Source organism: Kribbella sp. NPDC006257, from assembly GCF_040613535.1.
Classification (GTDB): domain Bacteria; phylum Actinomycetota; class Actinomycetes; order Propionibacteriales; family Kribbellaceae; genus Kribbella.
The window spans coordinates 27,259-42,387 of sequence record NZ_JBEXSJ010000011.1 but is presented as its reverse complement, the minus strand read 5'-3'; the positions used below and the strand labels follow the sequence as shown (position 1 = coordinate 42,387).

Here is a 15,129-nt window from a genome sequence, read left to right as displayed (position 1 = left end):
TGGCACACTTCCAGCCATGGCTCGTGAACTGAAGACGGTGGGAGTGGTCGGTCTCGGCACGATGGGTGCCGGTATCGCGGAGGTGTTCGCCCGGCACGGGCTGAGCGTGGTCGGCGTGGAACGCGACGAGCAGGCGGTCGAGCGCGGCCGCGGGCACATCCAGCACTCGACCGACCGGGCGGTGAAGCGCGGCAAGCTGTCCGTCGAGGACCAGCAGGCGCTCTTCGACCGGGTCACGTTCGCCACCGAACTCGAGGCGCTGGCCGACTGCGACCTGGTGATCGAGGCCGTGATCGAGCGGCTCGACCTGAAGCGTGAGATCTTCTCCGCGCTCGACAAGGTGGTCCGCGAGGACGCGATCCTCGCCACCAACACGTCGAGCCTGTCGGTGACCGAGATCTCGGTCGCCACCCAGCGCCCCCGTCGCGTGGTCGGGATGCACTTCTTCAACCCGGCGCCGGTGCAGGAGTTCGTCGAGGTGATCAAGACCGTCGTCACCGAGCCGGACGTGGTCGACGACGTCTCCGAACTCGCCCGCCGGCTGGACAAGGTCCCCGTCGTCGCGGCCGACCGCGCCGGGTTCATCGCGAACGCGCTGCTGTTCGGCTACCTGAACCACGCCGTCTCGATGGTCGAGTCGCACTACGCGACCCGCGAGGACGTCGACGCCGCGATGCGGCTCGGCTGTGGCTACCCGATGGGGCCGCTGGCGCTGCTCGATTTGATCGGCCTCGATACGGCGTACGAGATCCTCGACACGATGTACAAGCAGGGCCGCAACCGGCTGCACGCGCCGGCCCCGATCCTCAAGCAGATGGTGACCGCGGGCCTGCTCGGCCGCAAGACCGGCCGCGGCTTCTACACCTACGAATCGGCCGACTCGCCGGTCGTGGTCGACGACGACCTGACGCCGAAGGTCTCCGAGGACACCGCACCCGTACGCCGGGTGCAGCAGGTCGGCGTGGTCGGCTCGGGCACCATGGCTGTCGGCATCATCGAGGTCTGCGCCAAGGCCGGGTACGACGTCCTGTACGTCGCGCGCGGTACCGAGAAGGTCGACAAGGTCCGGGCCGGCCTGGAACGCTCGCTGGAGAAGGGTGTCCAGCGCGGCAAGCTCTCCGCCGAGGACCGCGACGCTGCGCTGCGCCGGATCGTCGGTACGGCGAGGCTCGACGACCTCGCGTCGGCGGACCTGGTGATCGAGGCCGTCGTCGAGGAACTCAGCGTGAAGCAGGCGCTGTTCGAGACGTTCGACGAGATCTGCAAGCCGGGCGCGATCCTGGCGACCACCACCTCCAGCCTGCCGGTGATCGACCTGGCGATGGCGACCAAGCGCCCCGCGGACGTGGTCGGCCTGCACTTCTTCAACCCGGCGCCCGTGATGAAGCTGGTCGAGGTGGTCAGCACGGTGAGCACCTCGCCGGAGGTCGCGGACGCGGTGGCCGCGGTAGCTGTTGCCGCTGGCAAGCACCCGGTGCGCTGCGGGGACCGGGCCGGCTTCATCGTGAACGGCCTGCTGTTCCCGTACCTGAACGACGCGGTCCGGATGCTCGAGGCGCACTATGCGGGTGTCGACGACATCGACGCGGCGATGAAGCTCGGCTGCCGTCTCCCGATGGGCCCGTTCGAACTCCTCGACGTGGTCGGTCTGGACGTGTCGCTCGCGATCCAGCGCACGCTCTACTTGGAGTTCCGCGAGCCCGGCTTCGCCCCGGCGCCGTTGCTGGAGCACCTGGTCACGGCCGGTTACCTGGGCCGCAAGACCGGCCGCGGCTTCCGCGACTACTCAAGCTGAACTAGTAGACGCGGTCGCTGAACCAGCTGACGCGGTCGCTGAACCACACGCCGTGGGAGACTCCACGGCGTGGCTTATGTCCGGCAGGGAGTGCCGCTCAAGCAGGCTCTGTTCTCGGTCGCCTACCAGCTGATCCTCGTCTGGGTGGGCCTCGGGTTGATCCTGATGCCTGGTGTGGTCGGCGCCGACTGGCCCGGCTGGACCGCCACGATGATGCTGGTGGTCCTGCTCGCGTTGCCGACAGCCGCCGTACTGCTCGTGGTGTCGCCCGCTGCGAGCCGGTTCGCCCGCTGGATCGCGGTCGTTGCCGTCGGCGCCCTTCTCATCCGGCTGCTCTGGAGCCTGTACGACGTGGGCCCGGTGCTGCTGATCGCCGCGATCCCGGTCGTCGGGTTGATGGTGCTGGCCGTGCTGCTGCTGGTGTATTCGTGGCCTCGGGCAACCAGTTCGGCCTTGCGGGATGCCGCCCATGGGCGAGGTTGGCGAGTTGCGAAGGTGGCCGACTTGGCGTTGCCCGAGCTGCCGTTGCCGGTCGGAAAGACTTGGGTCGCGCGCAACGTCGTACAGGCTCCTGCTGGCACTGCCTTTGAGGTCAGGTGGCTGGAATGGCATGGGGTGTTGTGCCGTCGGCGGCGGTTGTCGGTGTTCGTGGCGCGGTTGCAGGAGGCGTTGCCGGCGATGGAGGTGCGGCCGGGGAGCGGGCTGACGCGGTCGGATCTGTCGCTGGAGAGCGGCGAGTTCAACCGGTCCTTCGATGTCGTCGGCGAGGATCCGCGCTATCTGATGTCCGTACTTCATCCGCGCGCGATGCAGGCGCTCCTCGACGCCCGCCCGATCGGACTGGCCGTCGCCGAGGAAGCGCTCGTCCTGTACGACGCTTGTGAGTTGACCCCGGAGTCGTTGGTGCGCGGACTGGCGACCCTCGAACGAATCCAGGTCCCGGCGCACGTGTTCGCCGACTTCGGCCGCCATCCTGCCCAGCGGGCGAAGGGGCTGCGTTTCACCGGCCCGGGGTTCAATCGGTCGCCGCTAGCGACCTTGGGACGGTTGGTCAGCCTGGGGAGCGGATTGCTCGCCGTTACCTTGGCTGCCTGTCTAGCGGCTGCGGCCGCGGAGAGCCGAGCGGACGGCGTACTCTTCGATCCCCCGCGGTCCGTCTCCGCCTTGGTGATCTCGGTAGCCGCCTTGGTGGTGCTCTCGATCATCGGCGTACTGGTCGCCCGGCCTCACGGCTCCGCGATCGCGTAGTCGGTCACGGCTCCGCGGTCGCGTAGTCGCCGCAGGGGCCGCCGCCGATGGCTTCGGTCAGGTTCGTGGTGCGGCGGTCGGGGCGGACGAGCGGGTTGTAGAAGCCCGCGATCTCGGTGCTGTCCTCGGGGATGTAGTGAAAGATCAGCGAGCGGCGGAAGCGGTCGGTACTCGTGTTCGGGCGGGACCCATGCACGACGCTGCCGTGGAAGAAGAGCACATCGCCGGCCTTCATCCTGGTCTGCACCTTGCTGAGACCGTCAGGAATCGGTACTTCGACGTTCGTGAACGACTCGTTGAGATCGGCCTCTTCCGGGCAGACCAGTTCGACCCGATGCGACCCCGGTACGACGGCCAGCCCGCCGTTCTCCGCGTCGACGTCGTCCACCGCGATCCACGCCGCCAGACAGGTCTCGGGATGCGCTCGAAGGAACGTGTTGTCCTGGTGCATCGCCTGCCCGCGGGCACCCGGCGGCTTGAAGTAGAACATCGACTGGGCGCCGAGCGCCGGACCGATCAGCGAGGTGACTACATTGAGGATCCGGCTATCCAGCATCAGGTTGAGCGCCAGTCGGCCGGCCTCGACATCGGTCCGCCGATGCGGATGGACGAACCGTGGGTAGCGGGCCAGCGGGTCGTCGTCGGGAACGCCGTCGTCGATCGCCAGCGAGTGGTCAACCGCGACCTGTTCCATGTAGGCAGCCTTGAGCGCGGCGATCTCAGCCGGACTGAGCAGCCCCGGTACCTGAACGATGCCGTCCCGCTCGTACACCTCTTCGACAATGCTTGTCATACCTCCAGTCTGGCCGGACGCCGTCGTGGAGTGGATAGTCTATTGAGCTGTGAACCTTCGAGATCCTGCTGAGTCCTTCACGCCGACGGTGCGCCGGTTGCTGGCCGACGAGTTCGACGAGGGCGCCGGCTATTCGACGTACCGGTCTCGTGGAACCACCGACTACCTGCTGATCCACACCCTCGGCGGACGCGGGCACTTCGGCGAACTGTTCGCCGATCCGGGCGTCACCACCCTGGTGCGACCCGGGACGCCGCACGACTATGGAGTAGAGCCTTCGTTGCAGCGCTGGCACTTCCTCTTCGCGCATTTCCATCCCAAGCCGGACTGGCTACCGCTGCTCGACTGGCCGGAAGTTGCCCCCGGCATCCATCAGCTCGCGGCCGGCGAGCAAGCCTTCGACAGGATCACCGAGAACCTGCACGCTTGCGTCCGCTACCAGCACAGCGTTCTTCCGCATGGCGAACTCCTCAGCATGAACGCCCTCGAAGCCGCCCTGCTCTGGTGTGACACCCAGAACCCGGCGGCCGCCCAGATCGACGACCGCCTGCTCCGCGCCATCGAGTACATCGACCGCGACCTCCGCGCCGACCTCGACGTAGCAGTCCTCGCCCGTACGGCGAACCTCTCGGTCTCCCGCTTCGCCCACCGCTTCCGAGCCCAACTCGGCGTCACCCCGCAACGCTTCGTCGAACGCCGCCGCCTCGACGCCGCCGCCCGCCTCCTGGAACTCACGACGCGCCCGATCAACGTGATCGCCGCCGAGGTCGGCTTCACCAACCCGCTCTACTTCTCCACCCGCTTCCGCCACCACACCACCCAATCCCCAACCACCTACCGCCAACGCTGACCGGGTAGTTCTACGCTGCTGCCATGAATCCACGTTCTGGTCTGGCCGCGCTGGCCGTCCTCGCTGTTGTCGGACTCGCCGCCTGTGCTCCGGAGGACGAAGCATCCGGTGGTGCCACCACGCCGCCGGCTGCGGATGCCTGTAGCAAGGACAAGTTGGCGCTCAAGGCGGCAGGCTCGCTGACGGTCGCGACCGACAAGCCGGCGTACGAGCCGTGGTTCTCTGCCAACGACCCGGCCAACGGCAAGGGGTACGAGTCGGCCGTGACGTATGCCGTCGCGAAGAAGCTCGGCTTCGAGACCGCTGAGGTGAAGTGGCAGACGGTGCAGTTCAACGCCGCCTTCGCGCCTGGCCCGAAGAAGTTCGACTTCGATGTGAACCAGGTGTCGATCGACGACAAGCGGAAGCAGGCTGTCGACTTCTCCAGCGGGTACTACGACGTTCGGCAGGCTGTGATCACTACGGCGGGTAGCAAGATCGCGAATGCCAAGTCTGTCGCTGATCTGGTCGACGCCAAGCTCGGGGCTCAGCTCGGGACGACCAGCTACACGGCGCTGCGCGACATCATCAAGCCGAAGCAGGCTCCCGGGGTGTATGACAGCAATGACTTGGCTGTGCAGGCGTTGAAGAACAAGCAGTTGGACGGGATCGTGGTGGATCTGCCGACCGGGTTCTACATGACCGCGGCGCAGCTCGACAACGGGAAGATCGTGGGGCAGTTGCCGGCGAGTGGGGACAAGCCTGAGCAGTTCGGGTTCGTGCTGGAGAAGGGGTCGAAGCTGACCGGCTGTCTGTCGCAGGCGGTGGATGCGCTGCGTGCTGATGGGACCCTGACCCGGCTGCAGGCGCAGTTCCTGACCTCGGAAGGCGCGCCGGAACTCTCGTGAGCGAGGTTCGTGATTGGCAGCCGTCTGCGCTTCAGCTGGAGCGGATCGCCTATCGGCGGAGCCGGGCCCGGCGGTCGACTCTGATCGCCGGGATCAGCTCCGTCGTACTGGTGGTTCTGGTCGCAGTCGGGGTCGGCTCGACGCCGGGCTGGCCGCGGGTACGGGACACGTTCTTCAATTTCCATCGCGGCTGGGAAGCGTTGCCTGTCGTCGCACAGGGCCTCTGGCTGAACGTCCGGGTGATGCTGGTCTGCGCGGTGCTCATCGTGATCTTCGGGATGACGCTGGCGATCATGCGGACCTTGCGCGGACCGATCTTCTTCCCGTTGCGGGTATTCGCGGCGGCGTACACCGACGTGTTCCGCGGACTCCCGTTGCTCCTGGTCATCTTCCTGCTCGGCTTCGGCGTACCGGCTCTGCAGCTGCGTGGTCTGCCCAACCAGGCGGTGATCTGGGGTGGTGCCGCACTGGTGCTCACCTACTCGTCGTACGTCGCGGAGGTGTTCCGCGCGGGCATCGAGTCGGTTCACCCGTCACAGCGCGCGGCAGCCAGGTCGCTCGGCTTGTCGTACCGGCAGACCTTGCGCTTCGTAGTACTGCCTCAGGCCGTACGGCGGGTGCTGCCGCCGCTGCTCAACGACTTCGTCTCACTGCAGAAGGACTCCGGCCTCATTGCTGTGCTCGGAGTCATCGACGCGATCCGGGCAGCGCAACTCGAAACCGCCGAGGACTTCAACTTCACCCCGTACGTCGTGGCGGGGCTGCTCTTCGTCGCGTTGACGATCCCGTTGACCCGGCTGACCGACTGGGTCGCCCGGCGGCAGGGTTGGTACGGCGCCGGGGGAGGTGTGGTGTGAGCCTGCTGTCCATCCGCTCCGTGCGGAAGTCTTTTGGTCCTCATGTCGTGCTCGATCAGTTCAGCCTGGAAGTCGAGGCGGGGGAGTGCGTCGTACTGATCGGCGCTTCCGGCTCCGGCAAATCGACGTTGCTCCGCTGCGTCAACCTGCTGGAGACCGTCGACGACGGCGTGATCGAACTCGACGGCCGCGACATCACCGACCCGCGCGTCAACGCCGACCAGGTCCGCTCCGGCATCGGCATTGTCTTCCAGGCCTACAACCTGTTCCCGCACCTCTCGGTCCTCGACAACGTCACGCTCGCCCCGATCCGCGTCCACGGCGTACCGCGCGACGTCGCTCGCACCCAAGCCCTCGAAATGCTCGACCGGGTCGGCCTCTCTGCCAAGGCTTCGGCCCGCCCCGACGACCTCTCCGGCGGCCAGCAACAACGCGCCGCCATCGCCCGGGCACTGGTCAACTCACCCAAGCTGATGCTCCTCGACGAGGTCACCTCAGCCCTGGACCCCGAGCTGGTCGGCGAGGTCCTCGACCTCCTCCGAGACCTCAAGTCCGACGGCATGACCATGCTCATCTGCACCCACGAAATGACCTTCGCCCAAGACGTAGCCGACCAAGTCTGCTTCCTGGACAAAGGCCGCCCCCTGGAAGTCGGCCCACCCTCCCAGCTCCTCACCAACCCCCGCGAACCCCGAACCCAAGAATTCCTCCGCCGAATCCGCCTCTGAACTTCCCCGTCCCGTTCGAGAGGAAATAGTCAGCCGTCGACCCGGTCGCCACGCTCAGCCAAGCGGCGGGCGGGCGGCGTACGGGGGCTATTTCCTGTCGGACGTGACGGCTGCCTGGGTTAGGGCGTCTCGGATTAGGGCGTGGGCGGCGTGGACCATGGTGGTGGTGGCTTCGGTGGGGTCCAGGCCGGCGGTGTCTCGGGTGACTACCAGGGCTTCTACGCCCCAGACGAGCATGACGGCGTGGGTGAGGCGGCGGAGGGCGTCGGGGGAGAGTTCGGACTCCAGGGGGCGGAGAGCGAGGGAGACGCCGTCGTGGCGGGCGGTGGAGCGGACGGGGACCATTTCGCCGCCGGCTTCCCATTGGGCGAACCAGCGTTCGAGGGTGGCGTGCAGGACGCCTCGCCAGACCGGTTCGTCGCCGAACTGCATGGCGGCGGCGTGCCGGATGACGGTCTCGATCCGGACGAACGGGTCGTCGCCGGCGTCGGCGAGGATCTCTTCGAAGGTCGGCATGTTACGGGTGGCCGAGACGGCGGCGTCGGCGCGCAGCGACTGCGGGTTGGGAAAGTAGCGGTACGCCGTGGCGACCGAGACCTCGGCGCGGTCCGCGACCTCGGCGATGCTCGGTGACTGCCCTTGCCGGATCAGCTCGAAGTAGGCGTCGATCAGGGCGTTGCGAGTGCGCTGCTTCTGGTGTTCACGGCCGCTCATGAGAGATCTCTCTTGACGTGAGAAAAGTTTCGCATAACGATAGATCCATCTTACCAACCTGATCTGGGGGACCACCATGGGAATGACACCGGCCGCGATGGACGACGTACTGAACCGCCACTTCGAGGGCGAGGAGGCTCACGATCTGAAGGCGGTGCTGGCGACACTGACCGAGGACATCGAGCACGACGTCGTCGGCCTCGGGGTGAACCACGGGCACGACGCCGTCACCAAGGTCTACGAGCTCCTGTTCTCGGAGACCACGGACGAGGAGTACAAGCCGGTACGCCGGTTGCACGGCGAGAACCATGTCGTCGACGAGGTGCTGGCGACCTGTCTCGTCTCCGGACCGAACGTCTTCGGTCCGCAAGCGGTCGGCAAGGTCGTCACCTATCGGTTGCTGCACGTCCTCGAGTTCCGCGACGGCCTGATCAGTCGCGAGAACGTCTGGATGGACTTCGGCGCCATCCTTGCCCAGACCACCGCCGAATGACGCTCACCAAAGAAACCACCGCCCGCGAGAATCCCGGCGCCGACCAGATCAGCGCCGGTCAAACCGTCCGCCGCGATGAACCCGACAACCGCGCTGCGCCGTCAGGTGAGGCTCGGCGCCGAGCTGGTACGGCGAGTGGCGCCTACCGTGCGCTCCAGCGCAACCACTCCAGAGGCCCGAGTCAGCGGGACGACAAATAGGTCAGAACGGCCATCACCCGGCGGTTGTCGTCTTCGGACGGGGGGAGGTCGAGCTTCGCGAAGATGTTGTTGGTGTGCTTCGAGACTGCCTTCTCGGTGACGAAGAGGGCGGCCGCGATCGCGGCGTTCGACCGGCCTTCGGCCATCAATCCCAGTACTTCGGACTCGCGCGGGGTGAGTCGGCCGATCGGCTCGTCGCGGGTGTTGCGGGCCAGTAGCTGGCCGATCACATCAGGGTCCATCGCGGTACCGCCGCCGGCCACCCGGCGTACGGAGTCCAGGAAGTCCGCCACGTTCGAGACCCGGTCCTTCAGCAGATAGCCGACGGCCCCACCGCCCCCGGTCAGCAACTCGCGGGCGTAGAGCTGTTCGACGTACTGCGACAGCACCAGGATCGGCAGCCCCGGCACCTGTCGCCGGGCCTCGATCGCGGATTTGAGGCCCTCGTCGGTGAAGGTCGGTGGCAGCCGGACGTCGACGACGGCCACGTCCGGCCGGTGCTCGACGAGCGCCGGAACCAGCCGGGGGCCGTTGTCGACAGCTTCCACGACCTCGAAGTCGTGGGCTTCCAGCAGGCGGATCAAGCCGTCCCGGAGGAGGGCGTGATCTTCAGCGATGACGACTCGCAAGGCAACTCCATGATCACAGTGGTCGGCCCGCCGGTCGGGCTGGCCACCGTCAACGTACCGTCGAAGGCGTTCAGCCGCCGCTCGATTCCGTGCAAACCGCCACCGGGTCGTACCGTGGCGCCGCCCACACCGTCGTCGCCGACCAGGATGTGCAGCCGTTCGGACTCGTGGGTGATCTGGATCCAGGCCGTCGTCGCGGCCGAGTGCTTGACGATGTTGGCCAGTGCTTCGGCGACCGCGAAGTACGCCGCGGACTCCACCGGCGCGGGCGGCCGGCCCGGCAGCTCGATGGTGACGTCGACCTTGAACGGGCAGCTCATCGCGAGTGCCTTCACTGCTCCTTCGAGTCCACGGTCGGCCAGCACCGGCGGGTGGATACCGCGGACGAGGTCGCGGAGCTCCGACAGCGCCGTACTCGCTGATTCGCGGGCCTCGGTCAGCAGCGCGGCGGCCTGGGCCGGGTCGCGGCTGACCATCTCCTCCGCCATTCCGAGGTTCATGCTGAGCGCGGCCAGCCGGGCCTGGGCGCCGTCGTGCAGGTCGCGCTCGATCCGGCGCAGCTCGGCCGCCTGGGTGTCGACGGTCTCCGCGCGGGACTCGGACAGCTCGCGGACCCGGATCGCCAGCTTGGCGCTCTCGGTCGGCCCGAGCAGTGAGCGGCCGATGATGGCGTCGGCCTTGAGCAACCGCTCGCCGACGGCGTACCAGAGCAGGAACGCGACCAGGCCGAGCGGCACCATCCCGAAGCTCTCCCAGAAGCTGAGCGTGACCAGTCCGCCGAACGGCTGGTCGAACACCCCGTGCGGCGTCACGCCGACGAGCAGCGGGTAGACCAGGTAGAACGCGGTGGCCAGGAAAAGCACCGCGGACAGCAGCGACAGGGTGAAGCCGATGACGGCGTTGACCAGCAGCCAGGCGATGTCGCGCCAGGTGGCCGGGTCGGTCAGCGTGGTGCGCAGCCACATCAGGATGCCGGGCAGCGGTGGCTTCTTGTACGGCCGGGGGATCACCTCGCCGGTGATGCCGGCGAACATCACCCGGTGGCAGTTCGCGAACCAGCGGGCGGCCGGGACGAAGGCGAGCAGCAACGGGATGCCGACCCAGACCGCGATCAGCGGAACGGCGACCACGTTCAGGACGAAGAAGGCGATCCCGATCTCGGCCAGCACGGCCAGGAAGAGCGCGACGAACGGCTGCGCCAGACGCGGGAACTGCAGCGGCGCCTTGGGTGGTGCCTGGGTGATCGTCATCTCTGGTCTCCCGTGGTGGTTCGGCCGGCGAGTCCGGCTCCCACCATCATGACGGAGCGTCAGCTCGTCTTCGGTGGAGCTAGACCCACTCTTTCCGGGGGCCTTCCTCCCGGGAGAACGGGACCTAGCTCCGCTGTTTTCGTGTCGCATCACGCAGAGGCTGGATGGCGTACGCTGGCCGAGGCTGTTCGCCTAGGCCTCCCACCGCTCTGAGATGAGGCCTGATGGCACAGCCCGTCGTTGCTCCCGCCCGCCCAAAAACGAGTTCCCGGGGGAGCGACTTCTCGCCCTTGCTGCGGGAGATCAAGGAAGCCGGGCTGCTCGAGCGCCGGACGGCGTCGTACGTGATCGCCATCACGCTGAACGTCGCGCTGCTCGCCGCGACCTGGGCCGGGATCGCCCTGCTCGGCAACTCGTGGCTGCAGCTGCTGCTCGCCGTACCGCTGGCCGTTTTCACCACCAGGGCAGCGTTTTTCGGCCATGACGCCGGGCACCAGCAGATCAGCAAGTCGCGCAAGTGGCACGACTGGCTCGGCATGCTGCACGGTGATCTCCTCTGCGGGATGAGCTACGGCTGGTGGAACGACAAGCACAACCGGCACCACGCCAACCCGAACCACACCGACAAGGATCCGGACGTCGGCGAGGGCGTGCTGGTCTGGACGCTCGAGCAGGCCGAAGGCCGGACCGGGCTGCACGGCTGGCTGAGCCGCAACCAGGCCAGGATCTTCTTCCCGCTGCTCACCCTCGAAGGCCTGAATCTGAAGGTGTCCAGCGTCACCTTCCTGCTCGGCAAGCGCAGCTGCCGGCAGGCGCGGATCGAGCTCGGCCTGATGGCCGCACATCTCGGCCTGTACTTCGGGGCGCTCTTCCTCATCATGTCGCCGGGCAAGGCGATCGCCTTCGCCGCGCTGCACCACGCGCTGTTCGGGTTGCACCTCGGCAGCGTCTTCGCCCCGAACCACAAGGGCATGGAGATGCCCGACGACGACAGCAACTGGGGTCACCTGGAGAAGCAGGTGCTGACCTCGCGCAACGTCACCGGCGGCCTGGCCACCGACTGGCTGATGGGCGGCCTGAACTACCAGATCGAGCACCACCTGTTCCCGAGCATGCCGCGCGCCAATCTGCGCTTCGCGCAACCGATCGTCCAGTCGTACTGCGAACGCATCGGGATGCCGTATGTCAGCACCGGCGTGATCGAGTCGTACCGGATGGGCCTCGGCCACATGCACGAGGTCGGCAGCGTGCTCCGATCCGAGCACGCCGCGCGCGGCATCTGAGCGTTCGCTGAGAAAACTCCCCGTAGGGAGGCGACCCCGGACAGTTTCGGCTACGGTCATCGGTCTCGGGGCCACCCTACGAGGGAGACCTGCATGACCGATACGTCCGGCATGAGTCGTCGCGGCCTACTCGGAGCCGTCGCCGGCGTCACCGCCGCCACCGCCCTGCCCGCAGTACCGGCCTGGGCAGCCGACGACCAGCGACCAGGTGCGGTACGCCGTCCGTCGCTCGACAAGTACGACCGCCAGATCGTCAACGGGCTGTCCTCGGACCGGGCGCTGCGTCACCTGCAGATTTTGTCCGAGACGATCGGGCCACGGATCGGCGGCACCGCCAGCGAGAAGCGGGCCGCGGACTACCTGGCCGACCAGCTCGACCGGTTCGGCTACCGGACCCGGCTGGAGCCGTTCCCGGTGGCGGACAAGTTCCTCGCGCAGATAGGTGACGTCCGCAACGTTCTGCCGAACGACGTGTGCTGGCAGGCCGGAGCCGCCCCCGGTGGCAAGCTCGACGTCACAGTGCAAGGCCCTGCTCGAGACGTCGGTCCAGCGACCGCACCAGTCTGGCCTGCCGATGTCACTGGTGCAGTGGTGCTGGCCGACGACACTGCGGCGGCACGGCCGGCCTTTGTCGCAGAGGCTGCCGCGCGAGGCGCAGTTGCCGTAGTACTGCTTCCAGCTGATGGCGTGTTTCCACGGCGGGCTTCTGCGTTCTCGCCTGCTGGGCTGACGGATGCCCCGATTCCAGTGGTTGGTGTCGCCCAGGTGCAGAAACGCTTGCTGCGTGAGGCGCTCGCAGTAGTGACGTCGCTGCCGTTGGAGATCAGTACTGCGGCGCATCGCGGGCTGATCTCGAACAACGTGATCGGTGAGCGCCGTGGGCGGAGTTCGACCTCGCCGATCGTTGTCGTGTCCGGGCACTACGACACGGTGATCGGTGCGCCGGGCGCCAACGACGACGGCTCTGGGACCGTGCTGACTCTGGAGATCGCGCGGGTGATGAGCAAGCTGCCGACCGATGCGACGCTCCGATTCGCCTTGTGGGGTTCGGAGGAGCAAGGGCTGATCGGGTCGCGGTACCACGTGGCGCAGCTGGCGCAGGATCAGCGCGAGCGGCATCTAGCGGTCTTCCAGAACGACATGGTGGCGACGAGCTGGGATCCCGCGATCGTCTACTGGTTGCTGTCCTTCGACGGATTGGCGAACGCGGCAACTGACGCAGTACGGGCTTCGGCGCAGCGACTCGGGTACGAGCCGCAGCTGGTCGGGCCCGTACTACGGGGGTCGTCCGATCACCAGTCTTTCCAGGAGGTCGGTATCGCGGCGGCGAACTTCTCCTGGCGAGGTGAGTCGTCACCGGCGCTGTTGGAGCCGCCGTACCACTCGCCTGAGGACACCATCGCCAAGAACGTCAGCCTGGAACGCCTCCAGGTCTCGATGGAACTCATCGGCACCGCTGCCTACTCGCTGGCCCGGCGGCTCTGATCTTCCCGCGCGTCTGATCTCCCCGCGCGTCTGATCTCGCGGCCGCCTCTGATCTTCCGGTGGCTCTGATCTCCGGGCCGGCTGTTCGTCGGCACCGCGCACGGATCGCGTGGTGCCGACGGATAGGCTCGGGGGTGTGTCGCCCCGGAAGAGAAGACCCTCGAAACACACGCGGCCAGTCAGCGACCGGCCGTTGATGGGTGGGCATCAGAAACGGGAATCGCATCCCGACGGCGACTGGATGGTGCGCCAGGTGTCCGGGTCGGCCTCGACCAAGGCGTACCGGTGTCCCGGCTGCGATCAGCAGATCCTGCCCGCCACCCCGCACGTGGTGGTCTGGCCGGAGAACCCGAGTCTGCTCGCGGCGATCGGCGGCGGGCAGTCACTGGACGAGCGCCGCCACTGGCACACCGCCTGCTGGCAACGCCGACGATGAGCTGTGCGAGGTCGGTTCGAGGTCGCCGGTGGTGGCGGTCCTGATTCTGCGAGGAAGGTGTCGATGAAGCTCCCGGTCACGGCGTACGGCGAGAGTGGTTCACCGGTGGTGGTGATGCACGGACTGTTCGGTTCCGGCCGGAACTGGATGACGGCCGCCCGCCGGCTGGCGTCCGCGCATCGGGTGTATGCGTTCGACCTGCGCAACCACGGGACCTCACCGCACGTCGACACGATGAGCTATCCGGAGATGGCCGCGGACGTCCAGGAGACGATCGCCGACCTCGGCGTCGGGCCGGTCGCGCTGATCGGCCACTCGATGGGCGGCAAGACCGCGATGGTCACCGCGCTGCAATACCCTTCGGTCGTCGAGCGGCTGGTTGTCGTCGATGCTGCTCCAGTCACCTACCCGCCGGCCTTCACCGACTATGCGCGAGCGATGCGCACGGCAGACCTCTCGAACGTCCAGCGCCGCGCCGACGTCGAGGCCCAACTGGTCGACGCCGTCGACTCAGCCGGCACCCGAGCTTTCCTGTTGCAGAACCTCATCCTCGACAGCGAAGGCGCCCGCTGGCGCCCCAACCTCCCCGTCATCGAGGCCGTCCTCCCCGAAATCTCCGGCTGGCCGGACATCACCGGCACCTACGAAGGCCCCACCCTCTTCGTCTACGGCGGCAAGTCGGACTACGTCCAGCAAGACCACCGCGCCACCATCGCGACCTACTTCCCGCACGTCCAGTACGCCGAAATCCCCGAAGCCGGCCATTGGGTCCACGCCGAACGCCTGGACGACTTCCTCACCACCATCACCCCCTTCCTCGCGTAACTACCGCCGTTCCCGGGGTTCTCGCTTAACTGCAGCCGTTGAGTGTGCTCACCTCCTGTTGGCGTGCTTACCCCCTTCTCTACGAGGGGGGTAACCCTGCGAGGAGGAGGGGAGCACACTCAGAGGGCACCAGCTTCTGCCGAACGGGGGTAGGGCTGTCGGGTCCGAATGGGTCAGCTGGTGAGGGTGTGGTGGGTTTCGGGGAGGGACTCGCGGGCGGTGAGGTTCGGGGTCCAGTCTGTGAGGGGGACGTCGTTGGCGGGGCGGGGGAGTAGGTGGAAGTGCAGGTGGAAGACGGTCTGACCGGCTGCGGCGCCGTTGGCCTGTAGGACACTGATGCCGTCGGCAACTAAGCCGTCCTTGAGCAGCAGTGCCGTCCGGTGGAGTGCCGGGCCGATCGCGGCGAGGGGCTCGGCGGCGCCTTCGTCCAGCAGGTCGCGGACGTGGCGGCGGGGGACGACGAGCGTGTGGCCGAGCCGGAGCGGATTGGCGTCGAGGAACGCGCAGGCGTCGTCGACCTCATAGATGAACCGGGCTGGCGCACGTCCGGCGATGATGGCGCAGAAAATGCAGGATGAGTCAGCGCTGTGCTCGGTCATCTGCACCTTCCGGCGATGGTGGTGAGGACGGCGCAGGAGCCGGTCATCGGTGAGCCC

At 67.3% G+C, this 15,129-nt stretch carries 16 protein-coding genes; 11 read left to right on the top strand and 5 right to left on the bottom strand.

Translation table 11 applies throughout. The annotated features are described in order from the left end of the window. Positions 1-16 precede the first annotated feature (16 nt). A complete protein-coding gene (locus ABZ004_RS15590) occupies positions 17-1,795 on the top strand; it encodes a 3-hydroxybutyryl-CoA dehydrogenase (RefSeq protein ID WP_355680525.1) in 1,779 nt (592 codons plus the stop codon). A gap of 69 nt (positions 1,796-1,864) precedes the next feature. After that, on the top strand, positions 1,865-3,043 hold the full coding sequence (locus tag ABZ004_RS15585; protein WP_355680524.1) for a hypothetical protein: 1,179 nt from the start codon (positions 1,865-1,867) through the stop codon (positions 3,041-3,043). Between the two features lie 4 nt (positions 3,044-3,047). Here ABZ004_RS15585 and ABZ004_RS15580 read toward each other — a convergent pair whose 3' ends face one another. Further along, the gene (locus ABZ004_RS15580) at positions 3,048-3,836 is read right to left on the bottom strand and encodes a phytanoyl-CoA dioxygenase family protein (protein WP_355680523.1); all 789 of its coding nucleotides are present in this window, start codon (positions 3,834-3,836) and stop codon (positions 3,048-3,050) included. Between the two features lie 49 nt (positions 3,837-3,885). Here ABZ004_RS15580 and ABZ004_RS15575 point away from each other — a divergent pair, with 49 nt between their 5' ends. The 4 genes from ABZ004_RS15575 to ABZ004_RS15560 are packed head-to-tail and all read left to right on the top strand — an operon-like array spanning position 3,886 to position 7,158. Then, entirely contained in the window at positions 3,886-4,686 is an 801-nt protein-coding gene (locus ABZ004_RS15575; protein ID WP_355680522.1) for a helix-turn-helix domain-containing protein, read from the top strand. 23 nt (positions 4,687-4,709) lie between these two features. Continuing rightward, positions 4,710-5,573, top strand: a complete 864-nt coding sequence (locus ABZ004_RS15570; protein WP_355680521.1) for an ABC transporter substrate-binding protein — start codon at positions 4,710-4,712, stop codon at positions 5,571-5,573. Beyond that, positions 5,570-6,430, top strand: coding sequence for an amino acid ABC transporter permease (locus tag ABZ004_RS15565; protein ID WP_355680520.1), 861 nt, complete (start codon positions 5,570-5,572; stop codon positions 6,428-6,430). The genes ABZ004_RS15570 and ABZ004_RS15565 overlap by 4 nt, the downstream gene beginning before the upstream one ends. Further along, positions 6,427-7,158: an amino acid ABC transporter ATP-binding protein gene (locus tag ABZ004_RS15560; protein WP_355680519.1), complete on the top strand. Its 732-nt coding sequence runs from the start codon at positions 6,427-6,429 to the stop codon at positions 7,156-7,158. Before ABZ004_RS15565 ends, ABZ004_RS15560 begins: the two co-directional genes overlap by 4 nt. Before the next feature lie 87 nt (positions 7,159-7,245). Here ABZ004_RS15560 and ABZ004_RS15555 read toward each other — a convergent pair whose 3' ends face one another. Continuing rightward, positions 7,246-7,872, bottom strand: a complete 627-nt coding sequence (locus ABZ004_RS15555; RefSeq protein ID WP_355680518.1) for a TetR/AcrR family transcriptional regulator — start codon at positions 7,870-7,872, stop codon at positions 7,246-7,248. Between the two features lie 76 nt (positions 7,873-7,948). On the opposite strand from ABZ004_RS15555, the gene ABZ004_RS15550 reads away from it, so the two are divergent. Continuing rightward, positions 7,949-8,365, top strand: coding sequence for a nuclear transport factor 2 family protein (locus ABZ004_RS15550; RefSeq protein WP_355680517.1), 417 nt, complete (start codon positions 7,949-7,951; stop codon positions 8,363-8,365). 181 nt (positions 8,366-8,546) lie between these two features. Here the strand turns inward: ABZ004_RS15550 and ABZ004_RS15545 are convergent, their stop codons facing one another. Further along, a complete protein-coding gene (locus ABZ004_RS15545) occupies positions 8,547-9,194 on the bottom strand; it encodes a response regulator transcription factor (protein ID WP_355680516.1) in 648 nt (215 codons plus the stop codon). Beyond that, positions 9,146-10,444, bottom strand: coding sequence for a sensor histidine kinase (locus tag ABZ004_RS15540; RefSeq protein ID WP_355680515.1), 1,299 nt, complete (start codon positions 10,442-10,444; stop codon positions 9,146-9,148). The genes ABZ004_RS15545 and ABZ004_RS15540 overlap by 49 nt, the downstream gene beginning before the upstream one ends. A 224-nt stretch (positions 10,445-10,668) precedes the next feature. Between ABZ004_RS15540 and ABZ004_RS15535 the strand changes: the two genes are divergently transcribed. From ABZ004_RS15535 to ABZ004_RS15520, 4 genes are all read left to right on the top strand, one after another. Then, positions 10,669-11,727 (top strand): acyl-CoA desaturase, encoded by a 1,059-nt coding sequence (locus ABZ004_RS15535; RefSeq protein WP_355680514.1) that lies wholly within the window; start codon positions 10,669-10,671, stop codon positions 11,725-11,727. Between the two features lie 93 nt (positions 11,728-11,820). Beyond that, positions 11,821-13,212, top strand: coding sequence for a M20/M25/M40 family metallo-hydrolase (locus ABZ004_RS15530; protein ID WP_355680513.1), 1,392 nt, complete (start codon positions 11,821-11,823; stop codon positions 13,210-13,212). A 196-nt stretch (positions 13,213-13,408) separates the two neighbouring features. Continuing rightward, entirely contained in the window at positions 13,409-13,648 is a 240-nt protein-coding gene (locus ABZ004_RS15525) for a hypothetical protein (RefSeq protein ID WP_355680512.1), read from the top strand. Between the two features lie 63 nt (positions 13,649-13,711). Continuing rightward, complete coding sequence (locus ABZ004_RS15520) at positions 13,712-14,473, top strand: alpha/beta fold hydrolase (RefSeq protein ID WP_355680511.1); 762 nt, start codon at positions 13,712-13,714, stop codon at positions 14,471-14,473. A gap of 173 nt (positions 14,474-14,646) precedes the next feature. On the opposite strand, the gene ABZ004_RS15515 is transcribed toward ABZ004_RS15520, so the two are convergent. After that, on the bottom strand, positions 14,647-15,072 hold the full coding sequence (locus ABZ004_RS15515) for an HIT domain-containing protein (RefSeq protein ID WP_355680510.1): 426 nt from the start codon (positions 15,070-15,072) through the stop codon (positions 14,647-14,649). Positions 15,073-15,129 lie beyond the last annotated feature (57 nt).

What these genes read in the sequence shown, in the direction of transcription:
- ABZ004_RS15590 (WP_355680525.1), top strand. Translation starts at nt 17, where the DNA reads ATGGCTCGTGAACTGAAGACGGTGGGAGTGGTCGGTCTCGGCACGATG.
- ABZ004_RS15580 (WP_355680523.1), bottom strand. Translation starts at nt 3,836, where the DNA reads ATGACAAGCATTGTCGAAGAGGTGTACGAGCGGGACGGCATCGTTCAG.
- ABZ004_RS15570 (WP_355680521.1), top strand. Translation starts at nt 4,710, where the DNA reads ATGAATCCACGTTCTGGTCTGGCCGCGCTGGCCGTCCTCGCTGTTGTC.
- ABZ004_RS15555 (WP_355680518.1), bottom strand. Translation starts at nt 7,872, where the DNA reads ATGAGCGGCCGTGAACACCAGAAGCAGCGCACTCGCAACGCCCTGATC.
- ABZ004_RS15550 (WP_355680517.1), top strand. Translation starts at nt 7,949, where the DNA reads ATGGGAATGACACCGGCCGCGATGGACGACGTACTGAACCGCCACTTC.
- ABZ004_RS15540 (WP_355680515.1), bottom strand. Translation starts at nt 10,444, where the DNA reads ATGACGATCACCCAGGCACCACCCAAGGCGCCGCTGCAGTTCCCGCGT.
- ABZ004_RS15535 (WP_355680514.1), top strand. Translation starts at nt 10,669, where the DNA reads ATGGCACAGCCCGTCGTTGCTCCCGCCCGCCCAAAAACGAGTTCCCGG.
- ABZ004_RS15530 (WP_355680513.1), top strand. Translation starts at nt 11,821, where the DNA reads ATGACCGATACGTCCGGCATGAGTCGTCGCGGCCTACTCGGAGCCGTC.
- ABZ004_RS15525 (WP_355680512.1), top strand. Translation starts at nt 13,409, where the DNA reads ATGGGTGGGCATCAGAAACGGGAATCGCATCCCGACGGCGACTGGATG.
- ABZ004_RS15520 (WP_355680511.1), top strand. Translation starts at nt 13,712, where the DNA reads ATGAAGCTCCCGGTCACGGCGTACGGCGAGAGTGGTTCACCGGTGGTG.
- ABZ004_RS15515 (WP_355680510.1), bottom strand. Translation starts at nt 15,072, where the DNA reads ATGACCGAGCACAGCGCTGACTCATCCTGCATTTTCTGCGCCATCATC.